This is a genomic window from Mangrovimicrobium sediminis, from assembly GCF_004745945.1.
In the GTDB taxonomy this organism is placed as follows: Bacteria; Pseudomonadota; Gammaproteobacteria; order Pseudomonadales; family Halieaceae; genus Mangrovimicrobium; species Mangrovimicrobium sediminis.
The window spans coordinates 286,680-307,235 of the sequence record NZ_SRLE01000009.1; the positions used below are offsets into that span (position 1 = coordinate 286,680).

At 68.8% G+C, this 20,556-nt stretch carries 20 protein-coding genes; 10 read left to right on the top strand and 10 right to left on the bottom strand.

What is annotated here, in order from left to right:
- Window positions 1-10 precede the first annotated feature (10 nt).
- The 10 genes from E4634_RS14200 to E4634_RS14245 all read right to left on the bottom strand — a co-directional run bounded on the left by E4634_RS14200 (window position 11) and on the right by E4634_RS14245 (window position 8,872).
- Window positions 11-1,252: a beta-ketoacyl-ACP synthase gene (locus E4634_RS14200; RefSeq protein WP_135445006.1), complete on the bottom strand. Its 1,242-nt coding sequence runs from the start codon at window positions 1,250-1,252 to the stop codon at window positions 11-13.
- Window positions 1,249-1,704: a hotdog family protein gene (locus E4634_RS14205; protein ID WP_135445008.1), complete on the bottom strand. Its 456-nt coding sequence runs from the start codon at window positions 1,702-1,704 to the stop codon at window positions 1,249-1,251. The genes E4634_RS14200 and E4634_RS14205 overlap by 4 nt, the downstream gene beginning before the upstream one ends.
- A complete protein-coding gene (locus E4634_RS14210) occupies window positions 1,697-2,710 on the bottom strand; it encodes a lysophospholipid acyltransferase family protein (RefSeq protein WP_135445014.1) in 1,014 nt (337 codons plus the stop codon). Before E4634_RS14210 ends, E4634_RS14205 begins: the two co-directional genes overlap by 8 nt.
- Window positions 2,700-3,449, bottom strand: a complete 750-nt coding sequence (locus E4634_RS14215; protein WP_135445016.1) for a glycosyltransferase family 2 protein — start codon at window positions 3,447-3,449, stop codon at window positions 2,700-2,702. The genes E4634_RS14210 and E4634_RS14215 overlap by 11 nt, the downstream gene beginning before the upstream one ends.
- Window positions 3,446-3,838 carry an ApeI family dehydratase gene (locus tag E4634_RS14220; protein WP_135445018.1) on the bottom strand — a complete coding sequence of 131 codons (393 nt, stop codon included), beginning with the start codon at window positions 3,836-3,838 and terminating at the stop codon, window positions 3,446-3,448. Before E4634_RS14220 ends, E4634_RS14215 begins: the two co-directional genes overlap by 4 nt.
- Complete coding sequence (locus E4634_RS14225) at window positions 3,835-4,434, bottom strand: COG4648 family protein (RefSeq protein WP_135445020.1); 600 nt, start codon at window positions 4,432-4,434, stop codon at window positions 3,835-3,837. Before E4634_RS14225 ends, E4634_RS14220 begins: the two co-directional genes overlap by 4 nt.
- A 12-nt stretch (window positions 4,435-4,446) precedes the next feature.
- Window positions 4,447-6,018, bottom strand: a complete 1,572-nt coding sequence (locus E4634_RS14230) for an NAD(P)/FAD-dependent oxidoreductase (RefSeq protein WP_167854927.1) — start codon at window positions 6,016-6,018, stop codon at window positions 4,447-4,449.
- A complete protein-coding gene (locus tag E4634_RS14235) occupies window positions 6,015-6,848 on the bottom strand; it encodes a beta-ketoacyl synthase chain length factor (RefSeq protein WP_135445023.1) in 834 nt (277 codons plus the stop codon). The genes E4634_RS14230 and E4634_RS14235 overlap by 4 nt, the downstream gene beginning before the upstream one ends.
- Window positions 6,839-8,035 carry a beta-ketoacyl-ACP synthase gene (locus tag E4634_RS14240; RefSeq protein WP_135445025.1) on the bottom strand — a complete coding sequence of 399 codons (1,197 nt, stop codon included), beginning with the start codon at window positions 8,033-8,035 and terminating at the stop codon, window positions 6,839-6,841. The genes E4634_RS14235 and E4634_RS14240 overlap by 10 nt, the downstream gene beginning before the upstream one ends.
- A 147-nt stretch (window positions 8,036-8,182) precedes the next feature.
- The gene (locus E4634_RS14245; protein WP_135445027.1) at window positions 8,183-8,872 is read right to left on the bottom strand and encodes a carboxymuconolactone decarboxylase family protein; all 690 of its coding nucleotides are present in this window, start codon (window positions 8,870-8,872) and stop codon (window positions 8,183-8,185) included.
- 162 nt (window positions 8,873-9,034) lie between these two features.
- On the opposite strand from E4634_RS14245, the gene E4634_RS14250 reads away from it, so the two are divergent.
- The 10 genes from E4634_RS14250 to E4634_RS14295 all read left to right on the top strand — a co-directional run bounded on the left by E4634_RS14250 (window position 9,035) and on the right by E4634_RS14295 (window position 20,489).
- Window positions 9,035-10,153 (top strand): LLM class flavin-dependent oxidoreductase, encoded by a 1,119-nt coding sequence (locus E4634_RS14250; protein WP_135445029.1) that lies wholly within the window; start codon window positions 9,035-9,037, stop codon window positions 10,151-10,153.
- Between the two features lie 3 nt (window positions 10,154-10,156).
- Window positions 10,157-11,332 carry a sulfotransferase family protein gene (locus tag E4634_RS14255; RefSeq protein ID WP_135445030.1) on the top strand — a complete coding sequence of 392 codons (1,176 nt, stop codon included), beginning with the start codon at window positions 10,157-10,159 and terminating at the stop codon, window positions 11,330-11,332.
- A gap of 13 nt (window positions 11,333-11,345) precedes the next feature.
- Complete coding sequence (locus E4634_RS14260) at window positions 11,346-12,161, top strand: sugar phosphate isomerase/epimerase family protein (RefSeq protein WP_135445032.1); 816 nt, start codon at window positions 11,346-11,348, stop codon at window positions 12,159-12,161.
- 58 nt (window positions 12,162-12,219) lie between these two features.
- The gene (locus E4634_RS14265; RefSeq protein WP_135445034.1) at window positions 12,220-13,449 is read left to right on the top strand and encodes a DUF1214 domain-containing protein; all 1,230 of its coding nucleotides are present in this window, start codon (window positions 12,220-12,222) and stop codon (window positions 13,447-13,449) included.
- A 137-nt stretch (window positions 13,450-13,586) separates the two neighbouring features.
- Window positions 13,587-14,699, top strand: a complete 1,113-nt coding sequence (locus E4634_RS14270) for an AI-2E family transporter (RefSeq protein WP_135445036.1) — start codon at window positions 13,587-13,589, stop codon at window positions 14,697-14,699.
- Window positions 14,696-16,237, top strand: coding sequence for a TolC family protein (locus E4634_RS14275; RefSeq protein WP_240725191.1), 1,542 nt, complete (start codon window positions 14,696-14,698; stop codon window positions 16,235-16,237). Before E4634_RS14270 ends, E4634_RS14275 begins: the two co-directional genes overlap by 4 nt.
- Window positions 16,234-17,400 (top strand): HlyD family secretion protein, encoded by a 1,167-nt coding sequence (locus E4634_RS14280; RefSeq protein ID WP_135445037.1) that lies wholly within the window; start codon window positions 16,234-16,236, stop codon window positions 17,398-17,400. The genes E4634_RS14275 and E4634_RS14280 overlap by 4 nt, the downstream gene beginning before the upstream one ends.
- 23 nt (window positions 17,401-17,423) lie before the next feature.
- Window positions 17,424-18,449, top strand: a complete 1,026-nt coding sequence (locus E4634_RS14285) for a DUF2955 domain-containing protein (protein ID WP_135445039.1) — start codon at window positions 17,424-17,426, stop codon at window positions 18,447-18,449.
- Complete coding sequence (locus tag E4634_RS14290) at window positions 18,443-18,883, top strand: ion channel (RefSeq protein WP_135445041.1); 441 nt, start codon at window positions 18,443-18,445, stop codon at window positions 18,881-18,883. Before E4634_RS14285 ends, E4634_RS14290 begins: the two co-directional genes overlap by 7 nt.
- Before the next feature lie 88 nt (window positions 18,884-18,971).
- Entirely contained in the window at window positions 18,972-20,489 is a 1,518-nt protein-coding gene (locus E4634_RS14295) for a CYTH and CHAD domain-containing protein (protein WP_135445043.1), read from the top strand.
- The last annotated feature ends 67 nt before the right edge of the window (window positions 20,490-20,556 follow it).

A 20,556-nucleotide genomic window follows, 5' to 3' on the forward strand; every position in this document is an offset into this window, starting at 1 on the left:
GTCGCGGAGTTCAGGACCAGCGGCGCACCAGCAGCGAAGTATTGATCCCACCGAAGGCGAAGTTGTTGCTCATGATGACGTCCGTCTCGATAGCCCGGCACTCGCCGCGAATGTAATCCAGTTCCGCACATTGCGGGTCGACATTGTCCAGGTTCAGGGTCGGCGCGAACCAGCCCTCGTTCATCATCATGATGCTCGCCCACAGCTCGAAGGCGGCGCAGGCGCCCAGCGAGTGCCCGGTGTAGCTTTTCAGCGCGCTCACCGGCACCGCGCCGAGCACATTCGCTGTGGCGTGGGACTCGGCGATATCGCCGTTGGCGGTGGCGGTGGCGTGGGCGGACACATAGCCCACCTCGCGCGGGTCGATGCCGGCATCCTCCAGGCACAGTCGTATCACCGTCTCCTGGGTAGCCTGCTGCGGCCGCACCAGGTGTGCGCCATCGGCGTTGGTGGCGTAGCCGATGACCTCGGCGAGGACGGTCGCGCCCCTGGCCCGCGCGTGCTCCAGTTCCTCGAGAATCAGCGTGGTGGCGCCCTCGCCCAGCGCCAGGCCGTCGCGGTCGCGGTCGAAGGGTCGCGGCGAACACTCCGGCGAGTCGTTGTGGTGGCGGCTGGCGGCGAGGATGACGTCGAACACCGCGGACTGTGTCGGGCACAGTTCCTCGGCGCCGCCGGCGATCATCACGTCCTGCACGCCGGCCTTGATCGCCTCGTAGGCATAGCCCACTCCCTGGCTGCCGGCGGTGCAGGCGCTGGAGGTGGTGTACACCCGGCCCCGTGTGCCGAACTTCACGCCGATATTCACCGCCGCCGTGTGGCTCATCATGCGCGTGTAGGTGGTGGTGTTGACCTGCTCCATGGAGTGGTCGCGCAGCAGCGAGAGGAATTCCATGCCCGCGGCGCTGCTGCCGGTCGCCGAGCCGTAGGCGACGCCGGTACGGCCGCCGGTGATCACCGGGTCACCGCCAAGGCCCGCCTGCTGCAGGGCGTCCTCGGTCGCCACCACCGCCATCTGCGCCACCCGCCCGAGGGCGCGGCGCTCACGGGCGCGGTAGTGGCCGGGCAGCTGGAAATCGTCGATGGGCGCGGCGATGCGCGCCTTGAGCTCCGGGTAGACCTCCCACTCCGGCATGTAGCGCACCGCGCTGCGCATGGCGCGCAGGCGTTCGCCCACCGCCGCCCAGTCGTTGCCCAGGGCGGACACGGTGCCGCTGCCGGTAATCACTACACGGCGCTCGCCAAAGGCGCTCATGCCGCCACCTCCGGGGTGGGCCGGCGCAACACCGACAGCGTCGCCTCGGCCAGCAGGACGTCGCTGGCCAGGCAGCGAATCGTGCAGTCGAAGTTGGCCAGGCTGTCGTCCACTACCACGCCCTCGCGCACATCCACCTGCAGGCTGCTACCCGGGGCGAAGAAATCGCGGTGTGCGCGGTAGCGGCGGCTGCCCAGCAGGAAACCCAGGTGCGGACCGATCAGCCCCTGTCTCAGCTGGTAGCCGGCGATCAGCGCGGCCGTCTGCCCCATGTACTCGAGGCCGACACAGACCGGTACGCCCTGCCCCGGCAGCGCGAAGGGCGCTTGCGCGTCCAGTTCGACCAGGGCGCTGGCATGGTCCGCGCCCAGCGCAAGCACGCGTCGCAGCAGCAGCATGGGCGGCCGGTGGGGCAGTAGTTCCAGCAGTTCCGGGTCCGCGCTCTTACTCATGGTTTACTGCTTCCCGCGCAGTACTGCCGGCCTCTGGTGCCGGCCAGTAGTCGTAAAAATTGAACCATTGGTAGGGCGCATCGCGACAGATGCGCTCGAGGTGGTTCGCGTAACCCTGGGCCAGTGACTGTAACGCTGCGTCGCGTTGCTTGCGCGGCAGCTTTACCTGCTCGCTGTACTCGACGACCTCGAAGTACAGGCGATGGTCGCTGCCGCCGTAGTTCTTGTAGGAGAACATCAGCCACACCGGGCACTGCAGCGCCTTGGCCAGCAGGTAGGGGCCGATGGGCAGGCGCGTGGGCCGGCCGAGGAACTCCACCTCTACCGTGCGCTCGGTGCCGGACAGGGGAATGCGGTCGCCAGCGATGAACACCCACTGGCCGGCCTCGATCTTCTCCTTGAGCAACAGGATGGTAGTGATATCGAATTCGTCGACCTGGTAGACGTTGATGCGCGACTCGGGGTTCATGCGCCGCATCATCTCCACGTAATTCCCCGCGTGGCGCTCGTACACCAGGATATTCACCACCTTGGATTCATAGCGGTGCATGTAGCCGCGGCAGTACTCGATGTTGCCCAGGTGGGAGCCGATGATCAGCTGCCCGCGAGGGTCGTTCAGCAGTTTCTCGGTGGCCGCGGGATTGACCTGGTGGAACTCGTCGGCATCGATCTCCAGGTGCCAGGCCAGCAGTTTGTCCACCACGCTCTCGGCGAATTCGCGGAACTGGCGGTACAGGTCCAGCCGGCCCGGCGCGCGCTGCCAGCGCTCCGGGAAGCGTTGGTAGTGGGCCTGCAGGTACTGCCAGGCGCCGCGCCTGGCCTGGGTTCTCACCGCGATGAAATACACCACCACCGGCTTCAGCAGCAGCGAGAGCGCGCGCCGGCCGAGCAGGCGATGCACGCCCCACAGCAGGCGCAGGCCCGCCAGCGAGCCGGACTCGCGGGCGTTCGACCAGTGGCCGCCGGTTGGGCCGGAAACAGTGCTCGCCTGTGATTCACTGGCCACGCGCCAGCCTCCGCAGCTTGCGCGCCAGCAGTACCGGCAGGCGCCACAACATGCCCAGCATGAGCCGCGTGTGCAGGCGTATCAACACCAGGTTGTCGCGCAGGTAGTGGAAGTGCGATGTCGCACCCGGCGGGTAGACCACCCGGGTCGGCAGGAAGCGCAGGTCGATGTCCTGCCACACCGCCTTGACCAGAATCTCGGTATCGAAATCCATGCGCGGTCCGAGGTAGTAGGCATCGACAATCTGCGCCACCACGTCCAGCGGATAGACGCGAAAACCGCACAGGCCATCCTCGATCTCCAGCGACAGGGTTTCCAGCGCGGTCCAGAAGGTGGTCACCTTGCGCCCGTGCACCCTGGCCGCTGGCGCATCGGCGTCGAACACCGGCTTGCCGCAGACGATACTGCGCGGGTTGGCTTCACTGGCGGCGATAAACCCGGCGATGTCGTCGAGGTTGTGCTGGCCGTCGGCGTCGATCTGCAGCGCGTGGGTGAAACCGCGGCTCGCGGCCACGGTAAAACCGGTGAGCACCGCCGCGCCCTTGCCGCGGTTGCGCGGGTGCTCCACCAGGCTGACGCTGTCGCTGCCCTGCACCAACTTGCGCAGGGCCTGCTTCGCGGATTCGTCACTGCCGTCGTCCACCAGCAGCACCGGGTGACCCAGCGCGGCGAGTCCCGGCAGGAAGCGCTCCAGTTCGCCGACGTGGTTGTAATGCGGGACGACCAGGCAGCAACTCATGCGCCGGACTCCGTGAATGCGCCGCTGGAAACGGCATCATCCGCCTGCGTGTAGCGAAACTCGAGCCGCCCCTTCTGCACGTCCTCGGCCAGGGTGAGGGTGAGCGCGGCGCCGGGCAGCACCATCTGGTTGAACTTGAGGTTGCGCAACAGGTACTCGTCCGGGAAGCGGCCGAACAACTGCCGCGCGAAGCACTCGGCCCAGAACACCTGCACGACACCCGGCAGTACCGGCGTGCCCGGAAAATGGCCCGCAAACCAGCACAGCGACTCCGGCACCTGTAATTCCAGCGCAAACTGTCCGTCGCCCTCGCGCACGCCCGCAACTTGCGGCCACTGCGCGGGGTCACCCGGCAGCGACAGGGCGCGGCTGTGCTGCGCTGCGCTCATCCGCAATCCACCGGGCCCGCCCGCAGGCGGCGCTCGAGACTGCGGCGATAGAACTGGCGGAACACCCACTCGCCGGCCATGAACGCAGCCATCAGCAGGTAAGCGACCAGGCTGTTGTACAGCGCCCAGGCGGCGGGGGACATACAGCAGGCGGTGTAGGCGGCCACCGCGGCGTTGGCGCACAGTAGCAGCGCCCAGACCGCGGTCAGGCGTTTCTGGTAGACCCGCACCTGGGGCGGCTTTTTGCTCATGTCGGTGAAACGCCCCGCCAGCTGCTCGATCAGGGATTCACTGCCGGTCAGCGACCAGGCGAACAGGGCCGCCACCGCGAGGTTCATGATCACCGGGTAGTACTGCAGCGCCACCGGGCTGTCCCAGTAGATCGCCACCGCGCACAACAGGGCCAGCGCCAGCGGCAGCGGGTACTGCCGCGGCCGGCGCCAGTCACCACTCAACACCAGCCGCGCCAGGGCCAGGCCGAGCAGCAGCAGCGCCAGGCTGCTCACGCTGAGGCTCGCGCTGCCCAGGTACACCAGAAGCGGATAGCCGATGGCCACCGCGACGGCGAGAACGGCAAGCGGTACGCGCGACGCCATGCCCGGTCAGCCTCAGGCCAGCACGGCCTGGCGAAAATCGCCCAGGTGCTGCCGCTCGCTGTCCGAGACCTGCCGCTGCGGGGTCTCGCCCAGCAGGTCGGCCATCGCCGGCACCAGCTCGCGCAGCAGCGCGACGCTGACCGGCAGCGCCTGTTCCAGGCTCAGGCTCTCGTCGTGCAACTGGCCGATCAACTGGTGCAGCACGGGAATCTGGTACTGGTCGACGAACACGCCGGCGGCGGGCTGCACCAGGCGCTGACTGGCGCGCTCGCGCAGCAGGCCCTGCATCTGCGCGTTGAGCGAGATCGCCTCCAGCAGCTGGCTGTTGATACGGCGCAGCAGCTGGATATCCGCCACCGCGCCCTTGTAGTAGAGCAGCGCCAGCACGCCCCAGTAGAAGCTGTAGTCCCACACCAGTTTCACCGACATCATGGTGCGGTCACCGAAGCCGCCGTACTGGTCGGTGTACAGGGACAGGGTGTTGGAGAAGAAACTCGTGTAGAAAAACTCCAGCGCCCGCGTCTCGAAGGCGATGTCAGTGCCGCGGCTGTCGGCGATGATCAGGTGGCTGAGTATCTCGTTGGCCAGCGCGATAAAGTCGCTGCCCGGCGAATAGAACGGGTCGGAGAACACGCCGGACTCGCCGGTGAGTCCCCAGCCCTCGTCGGAGAACATCTGCTTGCAGTCGTAGGAGTAGTCGCGCAGGGCGACGAAATCCAGCAGGCGCGAACCCTCCAGCGCCGCGGCGCACTGCGGATGGTTGCGCGACAGCCAGGCCAGGGCGCCGGGGTAATCGCTGATCGCCGCTGTCTCGAAGGCCTGGTCGTCCATGACGATGCCGATGCTGGTGGCGCCGCTGCCCAGGGGGATAATCCACACCCAGTAGCCCGGCCCCATCAGGTGGTTGGTGCTCAGCCAGCGCTTGCCGTCCAGCACCATGCGCTCGCGCCAGGCGGCGTCGCCGGACCATTCGTCGATTTTGATGGTCTTGTCCACCCGGAACCAGATGGCGTTGCCGCGGTGCGGGCTGGGCCGGGCCAGGCCCAGTTGCCGCTTCACCAGGCCGTAGCGCCCGGTGCAATCCACCAGCCAACGGCCGCTGTACTCGCGCTCTTGTTCGCCGTCGACGAAGGACAGCCGGTGGTTGCGCGGACTCATGTCGATAGACTGGATTTGCACCCCGTGGTCTATGCGCACACCGCGTTCGAGCAGCTCGCGGTACAGGTGGTTTTCCATCGCGCCGCGCTCGAGCTGGAAGGTCGGCAGCGGGAAGCGCTGGCTGACGCCGAGTTCGTCGTGCTGGCTGAAGTCGTCCTGGGGAGCACCGAAGAAACAGCGCAGGCCGAACTTCTGCAGGTGGCTGTCGTGAAAATGCTCACCCAGTTCCAGGGTGTGGCAGAAGTAGCGTGACGCCACTTCCACCGTGGATTCGCCGACCTTGGCGACGGTCTCGTCCACCGGGAAGCGGTTGCGCTCGAGCACCACGATATCCAGGTCCGGGCGCTGCGTTATCAGCTGCCGCGCCAACCCGAGGCCGGCCAGGCCACCTCCGGCAATGATGACGTCCTGGCGCTTGCTGTTCATGGGTTTACTTCCTGGGCTGGGTTGTTCGGCGTTGCGCCGGTCGGCGAGACACGGCATTGCAGGCGAGTGCCGCCGCTCAGCGGCAACGAGAATTCGGCGTTCAGCGAGCCGGTACTGGCGACCAGCAGCGGCAGCACGCGCGCCGCGGGATTGTACTGGTAACTGTGTGACAGCGCGGGCGGCAGGTCCGGCTGCGGCCACTGCGGCGCCGGGTCCGCCTCCACCTCGCAGGCCAGGCGGGCGAGCGCGGCGGGGTCATCTTCCGGCGTGATGACCAGCGCGGCGGCGAAGGCCTCGCGGTTGGCGAACAGCTCGGCCAGCGCCGAGCGCGTCGGAATATCGTAGAACGCGATGATCACCGGCCGGTTCTCCACCAGGCACTGGGTCACCCCCTCGAGCAGGGCCACCGGGACCGACTGCTCGAGGCCGGCCACCGAGTTGGCCGGCTGCCGGCAGTCGGTGGCGATGGTCCAGTAACCGGCGGCGGCGTTGTGCACGGAGTTGTGGAACTTGGTCGGCGACAACTGCTTGCGCTCGCCGGCCAGTTCGCGACACATGTAGTCGGTGAGGTCGGTATCGCCCAGCCCGGAAGTAAATACGCAGGCGAGGTCGGCGGCGTCCAGGCCGGAGGCCGCGACCGCCTGGCTGCAGGCCTCCACCGCCAGGCGCACGGCGAGCGGCGCACGGCGGCGCTCGTTGGCGGGGATCAGCTGCGGCCGCGGCGCGACCTGCTCCGCGTCCGACTCCCCGCCCGCCAGCACGCGGCGCAGCCCGTCCCAGTCACTGAAGCCTTCACCCAATGCACCGATGCCGCGAATGGCTACCTGCATGGGGCCTCCGCGCCGGACGCGCTGCTGAACACCAGGCTGCAGTTGTTACCGCCGAAGCCAAAGGAGTTGGTCATCACGTGGCGCAACTCGCGCGCCTGGTTGTCGCGCGCCAGGTGCAGGCCCAGCGCCGGGTCCGGCTGCTCCAGGTTCAGGCTGGCGGGCACCAGTGACGTACACAGGGTGTCGATGGCGATTATGGCCTCGGTAATGCCGGCCGCGCCCAGGGTGTGCCCGGTCCAGCCCTTGGTGGAGGAGCACACGGTGGAGGCCGGGAACAGCGCCTCGACCACCCGTCCCTCGATCAGGTCGTTGGCCTGGCTGGCGGTGCCGTGCAGGTTGATGTAGTCGATCTGCGCCGGCGCCAGCGACGCCCGCTGCAGCGCCTGGGTAATCGACTGGCGCGCGCCCTCCCCCTCGGGGTGCGGGTGGGACATGTGATGGGCGTCGGAGCTCTCGCCGTAGCCGGTCAGGGCCGGCCCGCCGCTGGCCTGCGGGTGATCCGGGCCGACGACCACCGCGAAGCCGGCACCCTCGCCGAGGTTGATGCCGTCGCGCCCGGCATCGAAGGGACGACAGGGTGTGGTCGATACCAGCTGCAGCGCGTGGAATCCGTGCACCACGCTCAGGCACAGGCTGTCCGCGCCGCCGACCAGCACCGCGTCGACAAACCCGGCCTGCAGCCAGCGCGCCGCGGTGGCGAAGATCTTGGCCGAGGACGAGCAGGCGGTGTTGATGGTCATCACCGGGCCGGTGAGACCCAGGTGCTGGGCCACGAACAGCCCCAGGGCGTGCGGGTTGTGCACCAGCGGTTGCCGGTATTCAGGTGCCAGCGCGCCTTCGTTGTCCAACTCACGGTAGGCGGCCTCGGTGCGGTCGATACTGGACGTGCTGGAGCCCAGCACCAGGCCGACCCGGGCGCTGCCGTGGCGCTCCACCAGGGCATCCACGGTCTGGCGGATCGTGCCCTGGGCCAGGCACAGCTGCGCCAGCGCATTGTTGCGGCTGGCCCAGGGGCCAAGGTCCAGGGATTCGACACCGGCCACCCTGCCGATCCAGGTCGGCACGTCGGAGCCGGCCAGGTCGTTGGGACGCAGGCCGGATTGCTTGCTGGCTATGGCGGTGCGCATCCGGGCGCTGTTCAGCCAGGCGCCCGTTGTGCTCTCGTAGTCGAGAAGCGGGAAGTACATGTGTCGAGAAAAATCAAGTCGCGCCGAAGCGGCGCATGATACTACAGGCCCAAAAGCTCGCCCAACCACATCGGCCCGAATGGGGCCTTAGTTGATCCAGCGCAGGGTCGCTGGGCAGCGCCGGATGGCGGCGCCCAGCGGGGCCGCTCAGCGCGCCTTGAGTCCCTCCACCCCCGGCATCAGGCGGAAGCGCCAGGAGTTCTGCAGGTAGGCGGTGGCCTGGTAGGCGCCGACGGTAAACGGAATCTCCACCAGCTGGGCCATAGTGAAGTGTTTTTCCAGGGTGGCGAAGGTCTCATCGGTGATCATGGCGTCGTCAAACATCTCCTCCACCGCGCGCAGGATGGCCGCGTCCGCCTCGTCCCAATCCGGGTCCGCCGAGCCGCGGGTGACGCGGTCGATCTCCTCGCTGGTGAGCCCGGCGCGCTTGCCGGCCTTGACGTGCTGGGCCCACTCGAAGGGCGCCTGGCACAGCCAGCCCACGCGCAGGATGATCAGCTCGCGGGTACGAAAGGGCAGCTCCCCCTTGTTCAGGGTGGTGGACATCTCCGCCTGGCGCTGGGTCAGCTCCGGGTAGCGCAGCATGGTGGCGAAATACTCGGGCAGCTGCGGCAGGGGCGCTATGCCCATGGCGCTCCACAGGTCGCGCACGAACTGCAGCTGCTCGTCGCTGAACTGGGACGGGTCGAGCGGCTCCAGCCGCGGCGGGCGGCCGAGAATATGCGCTTCGCGCGCCTCGATATCGGACATGGAATACTCCTGGGCAGTGGCGGTAAGGGTGCACAGGGCGAAGGCCAGCAGGCAGCGGGCGCGGAGGGTTCGGGCGCGGCGCGTCACGGGGCGTTCTCCTTGTGGACGGGTGGTCACTATCGGCCTGCCGGGTATTTCGCTCGGCGAACAGACCGTCTATTATGAACATCGCTGTTCATAATAATACACGCGGGCCGGCCAGAAAACGCGAACGATATGCGCCGCCCCCGCCACGCCAAGAGGCCCTGCATGAAAGTTCAACCCGCTGCCTTCCTGCGCACCACGCTACCCCTGGGTATGGACGCCCTCGACGACTACGACAGTGGCCGCTACCACTCGATCTGGCTGCCCGACCACATGGTGAGCTTCTGGCCGGACTCGATCTGGACACCGGAATTCACTGACCTGGCCACCGTCTCGCCCTCGCCGCACCGCCACCTGGACGCCATGGCGGTGGCCGCCGCCGCGGCGGTGAAGACGGAGAACACCCTGCTCGCCACCTGCGTGGTGGACACCGTGCGCCGCCACCCCTCGCTGCTGGCGCAGTCCGCACTGACCATCTCACACCTGTCCAAGGGGCGCTTCATCATGGGCCTGGGCAGCGGCGAGACCGAGAACACCGTCCCCTACGGCTTTGATTTCAGCAAGCCGGTGGGCCGTTTCGAGGAATCCCTGCAGGTGATCAAGCTGCTGTGGGAGAGCGAGGGCCCGGTGAACTTCGAGGGCAAGTTCTACAAGCTGCACCACGCGCGACTGGACACCGAACTGTACGAGGGCAAGGCACCGCCCATCTGGATCGGCGCCGCCGGCCCGCGCATGCTGGATATCACCGGCCGCTTCGCCGACGGCTGGTGGCCGGCGGGGGCGTGGACCCCGGAGGAGTACGCCGACAAGCTCAAGGTTATCCGCGATTCCGCCGAACGCGCCGGCCGCGACCCGATGGCCATCGTCCCCGCCTTCGTCACCACCTGCCTGCTGGGCGATGACGACGAACTGGCGGAGATCCTCGAGGCGCCGCTGATCAAGGCCTGGATCCTGCAGATTTCCGCCGCCTCGCTCAAGGAGTTCGGCTTCGACCACCCGATGGGCGAGAACTGGCGCGGCTACCAGGACATCGATCCGGCCATCCTCACCCGCGAGCGCATCCTCGAGATGCTCGACAAGGTGGAGCCGGAGGCCATCCTTGCGGTCATCCCCAACGGCTCGCCGAAGAAGGTCGCACAACGCCTCAAGGCCTACGTGGACGCCGGCCTGCGCGTGCCCAAGCTGCTCGACTACGGCAGCATGGCGGGGCTGAAGTTCGGCGCCATCTCCGCCGCCAAGGTGCGCGAGACCGAGGACGAACTGCTGCGGCTGTGCGGGCAATAGGCCATGGCGACACAGGAAATACTCGACACCGCGACCCTGCTGAGCGCCGCGCAGGATGCGACCGGCCTGTCCGACTGGGGCGACCCGACCCTGCCGGAGCGCTTCGGCCTCGCCGTGGACGCCCTGCGCAAGGTGGGCATGGACGCCGCCGGCCAACGCAAGGCGGCGGAGGTCTGCCACTGGCTGCTCACCGACCGGCTGCGTTTTTTCAACGACCACAAGACCATCCCCGGACTCGCCGACGAGGTGATTGAGCGCCCGCTGTTCGCCACCGGCGAGCCGCGCGCGGGCACCACCTTGCTGCACGCCCTGCTCTCGCAGGACCCGGATTCGCGCTCGCTGCGCTTCTGGGAGGTGATGCGTCCCTCGCCGCCGCCGGGACTGGCGGGCCCGGACGACCCGCGCCGCGCCCTGGCGGACGACGACTGGCGCGAGATCAACGCCATGGCCCCGGAGTGGCTGAAGATCCACCCCTACAACGACATGCTTGGCGATGGCCTGCCCGAGTGCGAGCGCACCTGGGCCTTCGACTTCCGCATCCTCACCCCCACCGCCTGGTGGAGCGCGCCCATCGGCATGGCCATCGGCGGCTTCCCCACCGACCCGCCGGCCCAGTACCGCATCCACAAGATGATGCTGCAGCACTGCCAGTTCGGCCGGCCGAAAAAGCGCTGGGCACTGAAGGGTTTCCACGGCCCGCGCCTGGCGGCCTTCTTCGACGCCTACCCGGATGCGCGCCTGATCTGGACCCACCGCGACCCGGTGCAGGTCACCGCCTCGCGCATCGGCATGGCCATTACCCTGACCCGCGCCTTCGCCGGCGGCGCGCCGATCGACGAAAAAGCCCTGGCCGCGGCGCACCTGGGCGCCACCCGCGCCGGTATCGCCGACACCCTGTCCAACCCGCTGGTGGACGACCCGCGGGTGTACCACGTGCGCTACCGGGATTTCGTCGGCGACCCGGTGGGCACCATTCGCGGCTTTTACGAGTACGGCGACGTCGAGTTCACCCCCGCGGCGGACGCGGCAATGCGCGATTACCTGGCCAACAACCGCGGCGACCGCTACGGTAAGTTCGTCTACTCGGCGGCGGATATCGGCGTGGATGTCGAACAGCTGAACGCGGAGTTCGCGCCCTATCGCGAGCGCTTCGGCCTCGAGACTGAAAACAAACACTGAGCGGAGTCACCCTATGCACGACAGAATTTCCGTCGACAGCATTGCCTTCATGCGCGACAGCCTGGACACCCAGGCCGGTTACTGGCGCGAACTCGGCGCCGGGCGGCTGACCCTGCTCGGCGCGCATATCGCCATGGCCGGCACCGATGCAGTGGCCGCGGTGCTGGCGGACGGCGGCTACCGCCTGGAGAGCATCGTGCACCCGTTCCTCACCCAGCAGAGCCTGGACCGGGACCCGGCCACCTGGGAGGCGCCGCGCGCCAGCATGAACGCGGAGATCGATGCCGCGGCGGCCCTCGGCGCGCGCTCCATCTACATGGTGACCGGCGGCCACGGCGACATGAGCTGGGAGCAGGCGGCAGAGGTTTTCCGGCAGGCCATTGCACCCTGCGTGGCGAAAGCGCGGGACGCGGGCGTGGAACTGCTGATCGAGAACGCACCGCCCGGCTACGCCGACATTCACATCGCGCACTCCCTGCGCGACACGGTGCAACTGGCGGAGTTCGCCGAGGTCGGCGTATGCATCGACCTGCCCGGCTGCTGGACCGAGGCCGGCCTGCGCGAGACCTTCGTGCGGGCCATGCCGCGCTGCCACCTGGTGCAGGTCAGCGATTACGTCTACGGCGACCGCTGCGTGCCCGCCCGCGCCGTACCCGGCGACGGCGACATGCCCCTGCGCCGGCTGTTCGAGTGGCTGCTCGAGGCGGGTTACACCGGCGCCTTCGACATGGAACTGATCGGCCCGCGCATCGACGAGGAGGGCGGTTTCGCCGCCACCCGGCGCTCGGCGCTGTACATGGACAAACTGCTTACCCAGATCGGCGCCTGAGGGCGCCCCCGTCACGATACGGGAAAGGCGACAGGCGGCGGGCGACAGGAGAGACGGCATGGCATTCGGCGACGACCCCAGCGACCAGGGCCTGCGCGAGGGCTGGCGGGCGTTCTGCCGCCAGCTGGAAGCGGCGGGCGAGCAGGCGTTCAAGGACTACAACCCGGCCAACCCGCTGCAGCGCGCGGACGCGTTTCGCTTCCTGACACAAAACCTCGGCCAGGCCTTCGACTTCGCCCTGGAGACCCGCGACACCCGCTACCCCGCCATCCACCGCTTCTGCACCCCCTACTGCAAGCTCGGCGGCGACGCGGCGGACTTCACCTACCAGCAGGCCTGGATCGACGGCGAGAGCGTCTACCGCATCAGCGGCAACCGCGGCAGCGCGCGGTTTTTCAACATCACCGTGCAGGGTGAGCGGCCCGCCTGCCAACCGGGCACGGACATACCCAGCCTGCACGACCCCTTCGGCGATATCCCCGAGGCGAACATCTTCGGCCACCAGCTGCAGTGCGCCTGGGACGGCAGTTTCGAGCTGTACATCGGCGGCCCCGAGCGCGCGGGCAACTGGCTGCCGACCACGGCGAAGTCGCGCAAGCTGTTCATCCGCAACGGCTTCGACCGCTGGGACGAACTGCCGGCGACGATCAGCATCGAGCGCGTCGATATGGATTCGCCGCGCCCCCTGCCCACGCCGGAGACCCTGGTGGAAGCCATGGGCTGGGCCGGCAATTTCCTCGAATCGATGATGCGCGACTGGCCGGACCACTCCTACCACCACAGCCCGGCGGTGGACCCGGACCACGTCAACGCGTTTCCCGGCACCGCCGCCAACGAGGACAGCGACCGCAAGCGCGGCCGCCTGGCGGCGAGCCTGTGCTGGGAGCTGGCGGCGGACGAGGCGCTGATCGTCGAGTTCGACCAGCACAGCGGCTTCTGGATGATGGCCAGCATGGGCGCGTTCTTCACCAGCATGGACTACCTCTACCGGCCGGTGAGCCACACCCCGGCGCGCACCGCCATGGGTGCGGACGGCGTGGTAAGGCTGGTGCTGTGCGCGCAGGACCCTGGCCTGCACAACTGGGTCGACACCCAGGGCTTCACCCGCGGCAACCTGATCTACCGCAACCTGCTCTCCACCGAGAACGCCGAGTTCCGCACCCGCCTGGTGAAAACCGCGGAGCTGGACGCCGTGCTGCCGGCGGACACCCCGCGCGTCACCGCGGAGCAGCGCAGGCAACAACTGTGGACCCGCTTCAACGCCATTCGCCGTCGCTACGCGATGTAATACTGCCCGCCGCTGGACATAATTTCCGTCCCTGGCGGCACAACCCGCCCCGCGGCACTCGCCACATCGGGGCGCGCTCCGGCATAATATGCGCGCCCGCGACAGGGACGTGACAACAACAAAACGGAGAGCCAGCGATGGAGCCTGCGAAGGAACAGCCGACGACCACCTCACGGCGTCCCAATGAAACCATCGACCTGGTGATCCGCCTGGGCCTCGTGGCCCTGATGATCTGGCTGTCGCTGAAAATCTTCTCACCCTTCATCGGCCTCATGGTCTGGGCCATCGTGCTGGCTATCGCACTGTACCCGCTGAACCAGAAGATCGCCGCGCGCACCGGCGGCAGTAACGGCCGCGCCGCGCTGCTCATGGTCACCACCCTGGTGCTGGTGCTGGGTGTACCGACGGCGCTGCTCGCCGCCTCTTTTGTCGACCACATGCTGTCGCTGTACCACGCGATGGCGGAGGGCACGCTGGTAGTGCCGGCACCGAAAGCAACGGTGCAGGAATGGCCGCTGGTCGGCGAGCGCGTCTACGCCGCCTGGCAGGCGGCGGCGGACAACTTCGCCGAATTCGCCCAGGATCACGCCGAGCAGATTCGCACGTTCTCGCGCAACGCCGCGGGCGCCATGGGCAGCAGCCTGACCACCATGCTGGCTTTCATCGGCGCGTTCATCATCGCCGGTATCATGATGGCCTACGCCGACCCGGGCGAGCACACCACCCGGCGCATCTTCACCCGCGTGTGCGGGCCGCGCGTGGGTCCGGAACTGCACACGCTGAGCGTAGCCACCATCCGCTCCGTCGCAGTGGGGGTGATCGGCGTCGCCTTCATCCAGGCCGTGCTGCTGGGTATCGGTTTCCTCGCCGCCGGCATTCCCGCCGCGGGCCTGCTGGCGATCATCGCGCTGCTGCTGGGTATCGCCCAGGTGCCGGCGGCACTGATCGTCATCCCGGTGATCGCCTGGGTCTGGCTCAAGGGCGACGCCTCCACCCTGTCCAATACCCTGGTCACCGTCTACCTGCTGGTCGCCGGGCTGGCGGATAACGTGCTCAAGCCCCTGCTGCTCGGCCGCGGCCTGGCCGTACCCATGCCGGTGGTGCTGCTCGGCGCCATCGGCGGCATGCTCAGCCTGGGGCTGATCGGGCTGTTCGTCGGCGCAGTGATTCTCGCGGTCAGCTACCAGATCTTCATGGCCTGGGTCGACGAGGCCGAGCCGGCGGACGCCAGCGAAGCCGATACACAGTGATCGGACGGGCGCGCAGCGGCGGCGGGCGTCTGCTCCTGCCGGCCCTGCTGGCCGCACTGGCCAGCGCCTGCGCACCCCTCGGCCCGGACTTCCAGGAACCGGAACCGGCCTGGCTGGCGAACTGGCAGCCGGACCTCTACGGCCAGACCGAACAGGTGGCCGGCGCCGATCTCAGCCAGTGGTGGCAGCGTTTCCACGACCCGCTGCTGGATGAACTGGTCGCCACCGCGCGGCGCGAGAACCCCAGCCTGCGCATCGCCGGCCTGCGCATTCTGGAAAGCCGCGCCACCCAGGGCATTGCGACCGGCCTGCAATACCCGCAGTTACAGCAGGTGAGCGGCTCCGGCGCGTTTGTGGCGCAGGATACCGACGGCGGCCTGAATGCCGGCGATAAGGACTTCCGCACTGCCGACGCCGCCTTCACCCTGGGCTGGGAGCTGGATTTCTGGGGCCGCTTCCGCCGCGGTGTCGAATCCGCGGACGCCGCCTACTTCGCCTCGGTCGCCAACCAGCGCGACGTGCAGGTACTGCTCGCGGCGCAGGTCGCCTCTCTCTACTACGGCTACAAGACCACCCTGCAGCGCATCGAGATCGCGCAGCAGAACGTGGCGCTGCAGGAGCGCAGCCTGGAGATCACCCAGCGCCTGTTCGACGAGGGCCAGGACTCCGAGCTGGACGTGCAACAGGCCCGCGCCCAGTACCTCGGTACCCGGGCCGCGATTCCCGCCCTGCGCCTGGCCCTGACCCAGCAGCGCAACGCCCTGGCGGCGCTGCTCGGGCGGGCGCCCGGCGACGTGCCGGAACTCGATGCAGCGAACAGCGCGCTGCCCGAGCTGCAGGCCACCAGCCTGGCGACGGTCCCCGCGCAGCTGCTGCTGCGGCGGCCGGACGTGCGCAGCGCGGCCTGGCAGGCGGCGGCGCAGTCGGCGCAGGTAGGTATCGCGCAGGCGGACCTGTACCCGTCGATTTCCCTGGGCGGCACGCTCAGCTGGTCCGGCACCAGCCTGGACGCGGTGGGCGATGTCACCACCCTCGCCGGCGGACCGGGACTGACCTGGAACATCTTCAACTACGGCCGTATCGAGAACAACGTGCGGGTGCAGGACGCGCGCCTGCAGCAGGCCCTGGAAGCCTTCCAGGCCAGCGTGCTGGGCGCCGCCCGGGAGATCGACGACGCCGCCGCGCGCATTGCCCAGACCAGCGAGAGCCAGACCATCCTCGACGCCTCCCTGGCGGCGGCGGAACGCTCCCTGAGTATCGCCACCCGCCGCTACGCCGAGGGCTACTCGGACTTCCAGCGCGTGCTCGACGCCCAGGCGGCGAGCGTCACCCAGTCCGACCGCGCGGTGGTCAACCGCGGCGATCACGTCGCCGCCATCATCGACCTGTACCGCGCGCTGGGCGGCGGCTGGCAGGCCGCCAGTATCGAGGAGCTGATCTCCCCGCCCCTGCGCGACACCCTGCGCGAGCGCACCGACTGGGGCGATCTGCTCGACGCCCCGCTGCCCGCGCCCCCCGAACAAGGAGCTGCACCATGAGCGAAGCGAGCGCCCCGCAACAGCCACAGGCGGCGCAAGACGCCAGCGCCGAGACCGCGGCAGCCGACGATACCGGCGAACAACCCGCCGCCGCGGTGCGCCGCGGCAGCGCGATACTACTGGCGCTGATCCTCGGCTCCCTCGCCTGGTACCTGCTGGCGGACCGCTTCACCCCCTACACCTCGCAGGCGCGGGTACAGGGCTACGTGGTCGGCGTGGCGCCCAAGGTGGCCGGTGTGATCACCGACATCTGGGTGGCGAACAACGCCACGGTAGAGGCCGGGCAGAAACTGTTCGCCATCGACCGCTCGCAGTACGAGATTGCCCTGCAGCAGGCCAGTTCCAATCTCGACAACACCCGCCAGCAGGTGGCGGCGGGGGATGCGGCAGTGGCCCAGGCCCGCGCCAGCCTGCGCGCCGCCCAGGCCGGGGAGCTCAAGGCGTTGCAGGACTACCAGCGCCTCAAGCGCCTGCGCGAGGAGGACCCGGGCACCATCTCCGAGCGGCGGCTGGAGATCTCCGCCGCCTCGCTGGAGCAGTCCCGCGCCCAGGTGGCCGCGGCGCAGGCCGGTATCCAGCAGGCCATCGAGGCCAAGGGCGGTGAATCCGAGAGCGGCAATACGCTGTTGCAGGCGGCCCAGGCCGGCGTGGACAAGGCGCAACTCGACCTCGGCAACACCACTGTGGTGGCCCAGTCCGGTGGCGTGATCACCGACCTGCGCGCGGAGGTCGGCCAGTTCGCCGGTACCGGCAGCCCGGTACTGACCCTGATCGCGGTGGGCGACATCTGGATCAACGCCGACTTCACCGAGAACAACCTCGGCCACATGCAGCGCGGCACGCCGGTGGAGATCCTGCTCGACGCCCTGCCCGGCCAGGTATTCAAGGGCCGCGTGCGCAACATCGGCTTTGGTGTCAGCGCCGGCTCCGCGCCGCCCCCCGGCGCCCTGCCCTCGGTACAGAACAACCGCGACTGGCTGCGCCAGGCCCAGCGCTTCCCGGTGCAGGTGGAGTTCGATGGCGGCGTCCCGGCCGAGGTCGCCCGCCACCTGCGCATCGGCGGCCAGGCCTCGGTGATCGCCTACGGTGAAGGCGCCGGTCCGCTGGCCTGGCTGGGCAGGCTTTACGTGCGCGTGCTCAGCTACCTCTCCTACGCCTACTGATGAGCGCGCCGCGGGCCCCGCGCATGCCGCTGGCCGCCCGGCGCAGCTACCGCCTGGCTTTCACTGCTGGGCTGGCGCTGGCCCTGGGCTACGCCCTGGGCCTGACCATTCCCTACCTGCCGCCGATCCTGGCCCTGCTGCTCGGCGCCAAACCGGCGCCGCCGCCCGGGGCGAAGCAGACGCTGGTCCTCAGCCTGTTCCTGGCGCTGGCGCTGGGCATCGGCCTGCTGATCGGCCCGCTGCTGCAGTTTGCGCCGGTGCCCGCGCTGTTGATCGTGGCCTGCGGCCTGTTCTTCAGCAACCGTCTGGCCATCCTCAAGGGCAAGGAGGCACCTGCCACCCTGCTCGCCTTCGGGTTTACTGTGATCACGGCGGCCAGCGCGGTCAGCCAGGCGCTGGCCTCCGCGATCATCGCCGCCATGGTGGTGGGCATCGTGGTCACGGTGGTCAGCCAGTGGCTGTTGTACCCGCTGTTCCCGGAAGACCCGGGCCCGCCGCCGCCCGCGCCCCCGGCGCCGGACGTGGCCCAGGGTGACTGGCTGTGCCTGCGCGCGACGCTGATCGTCATGCCCGCGTTCCTGATCGCCATGAGCAACGTGGCGCTGTACCTGCCGTTCCTGGTGAAAAGCATCCTGCTCGGGCGTGAGGCCACCCAGGTGCGCCTGCGCCAGGCCAACCGCGAACTGCTCGGCAGCACCGCACTGGGCGGCCTATGCGCGGTGCTGGTGTGGTTCTGCCTCGGCCTGGCCGTCAACCTGTGGTTCTACACCGGCTGGGTGACGCTCGTCTGCCTGGTGCTGGGCGGCGCGACCTTCGGCGCCCTGCGCAGCCGTTTGGCCCCGACCTTCTGGATCAATACAATGACCACGATGCTCATTCTGCTCGGCGCCGCCGTGCAGGACAGCGCCAACGGCCGCGACGTCTACCAGGCCTTCGCCGTGCGCATGGCGCTGTTCTTCGCGGTCACCCTGTACGCCCTGCTGGCCATGCACCTGCTGGAGTGGTGGCGCGGCGCCCCGCGAGCGCTGGAGGAAACCCCCGAATGCTGATCAACCTGCTGCTCGGCCTGTCCACCATGATCGTCTGCCTGCTGTTGCAGGGAGTATTGGTGATCATGGCGCTGCGCTACTACGCCCGTCACCTGGAGCAGGCGCGCACCACCATCTTCGGCGCCATGCGAGTGACCTCCGGACTGATGCTGATCCTGATCGTCGGCAACATCGCCCAGGTCGCCGCCTGGGCGTTGCTGTTCTGTGCGCTGGGCGAGTTCTCGGATTTCGACGTGGCGCTGTATCACTCCGGGGTCAACTTCGCGACCCTGGGCTACGGCGATATCGTGATGTCCGAGCAGCACCGCCTGCTCGGCCCGCTGCAGTCGATCAACGGCGTGCTGATGATCGGCGTGTCCACCGCCGCCCTGTCGCGTGCCTTCCAGGCGGTGGTGCGGGTGGCGCTGCCGGGAAACACCGGGGGCGAGGCATGAGCGCGGCACACCCCGGCAGGGCAACTTTGCTCGCCGGCTATCAGGCGATTTTCCCCGCGACCTGTGCAGTACCCGGAACCCGCCGCGCATGAATGTCGAAAGCGAAATGAAGTTCGCCCTGTCCCCCGCCGCGGCGAAGAAACTGCTGCGCGCAAAGACCCTGCGCCGCAGCGCCCGCGGCAAGGCGAAGAAGCGCCGCCTGACCAGCACCTACTACGACACCCGCCAGCACGGGCTGCGCAAGCGCGGCGGCGCCCTGCGCGTGCGCCAGTGCGGCGCGGATTTCGAGCAGACCGTGAAGCTGCCGGCGCCCGGCCCGCTGGGCATGCAGAACTATGAAGAGTGGAACGTGGTCGCCGACGGCCCGCAGCCAGACCTCGCACGCTTCCAGCACAGCCTGCTCAAGCGCCTGGGACACGCCGGCCGCGCGCCGTCCCTGTCGCCGGTGTTTACGACCGACGTGGAACGCACAACCCTGGTACTGGCGCAGGGCAAGACCCGCTTCGAACTGGCCCTGGACATCGGCTGCCTGCGCAGCCACGGCCGCACAGCGCGCGAACAACCGGTGTGCGAGGCCGAGTTCGAATTGCTCGAGGGCGACCCGCTGCGCATGCTGGACTTCATCCTCGCGCTCGGCGACGACATCGACCTGCAGCCCCTGTTCATGACCAAGGCGCAGCGCGGCTATGCGCTGGCGCGCCCGGCGCTGAAACCGAAACGCAGCAAGGCCAGGGCGGTGGTGCTGGACCCCGGCATGAGCGTCGGCGAGGCCTTCGGGCGGATTGTCGGCGAGGCCCTGGATCACCTGCAGCGCAACCAGCAGCCCACCCTCGAGGGACAGCCCGGCGGCATCCACCAGGCGCGCGTGGCCATCCGCCGCATTCGCGCGGCGATGCGCGCGTTCAAGAAGGTGCTGCCCTACGACAAGCGCAAGGCCTTCAACGGCGAGTTCCGCCGGTTCCAGGCGCGCCTGGCGCCGGCGCGCGACTGGCACGTGTTCCTCAGCGAAACCCTGCCCCAGGTGGTCGCTGCCACCCCGGGCGAGGACGCCGAACACCGCCGCCTGCAGCGCCTCGCCACCCGCGAGCGCCGGCGCGCCACCGCCGAGGCGCAGGAGGTGTTCTGCAGCGCGCGCTATACCCGGCTCATGTTGCAGTTCCAGCGCTTCCTGGTCGGCCTGGAGCGCGAGAACCCCGGGATGTTCGAGTTGCCGGTGAAGGACTTCGCCGCCGATGTACTGGACAGGACACGGCGCGACCTGCTGCTCGACACCCGGCCACTGTCGCGCATGTCCGAAGAGGACCGCCACGGCCTGCGCAAGCGCGGCAAGAAAGCCCGCTACGCGATGGAGTTCTTCGCCGCCCTGTGGTCCGGCCCCGGCGTCGAGCGCTACCTGGCGCTGATGGAAGCGCTGCAGGACCGCCTCGGCGAGGCCAACGACGCGGTGGTCGCGCGCATGCTGATGGCGGGCCTGGCGCCGCGCACCCTGGCCGCCTCCGGCCTGCTGCTGGTGCGCGGCTGGTCCCAGGCGCGCGAGCTGCAGTGCAACCGCGCCGGCCAGCCGGTGTGGCGCAAGCTGCAGCGGGCCACACCGTTCTGGCAGTGAACCCCGTCGGGGTGCGGGCAATGTGCTAGTCTTGCCGGGCACCTTGCAGGACTGGCTTCAGGACTGC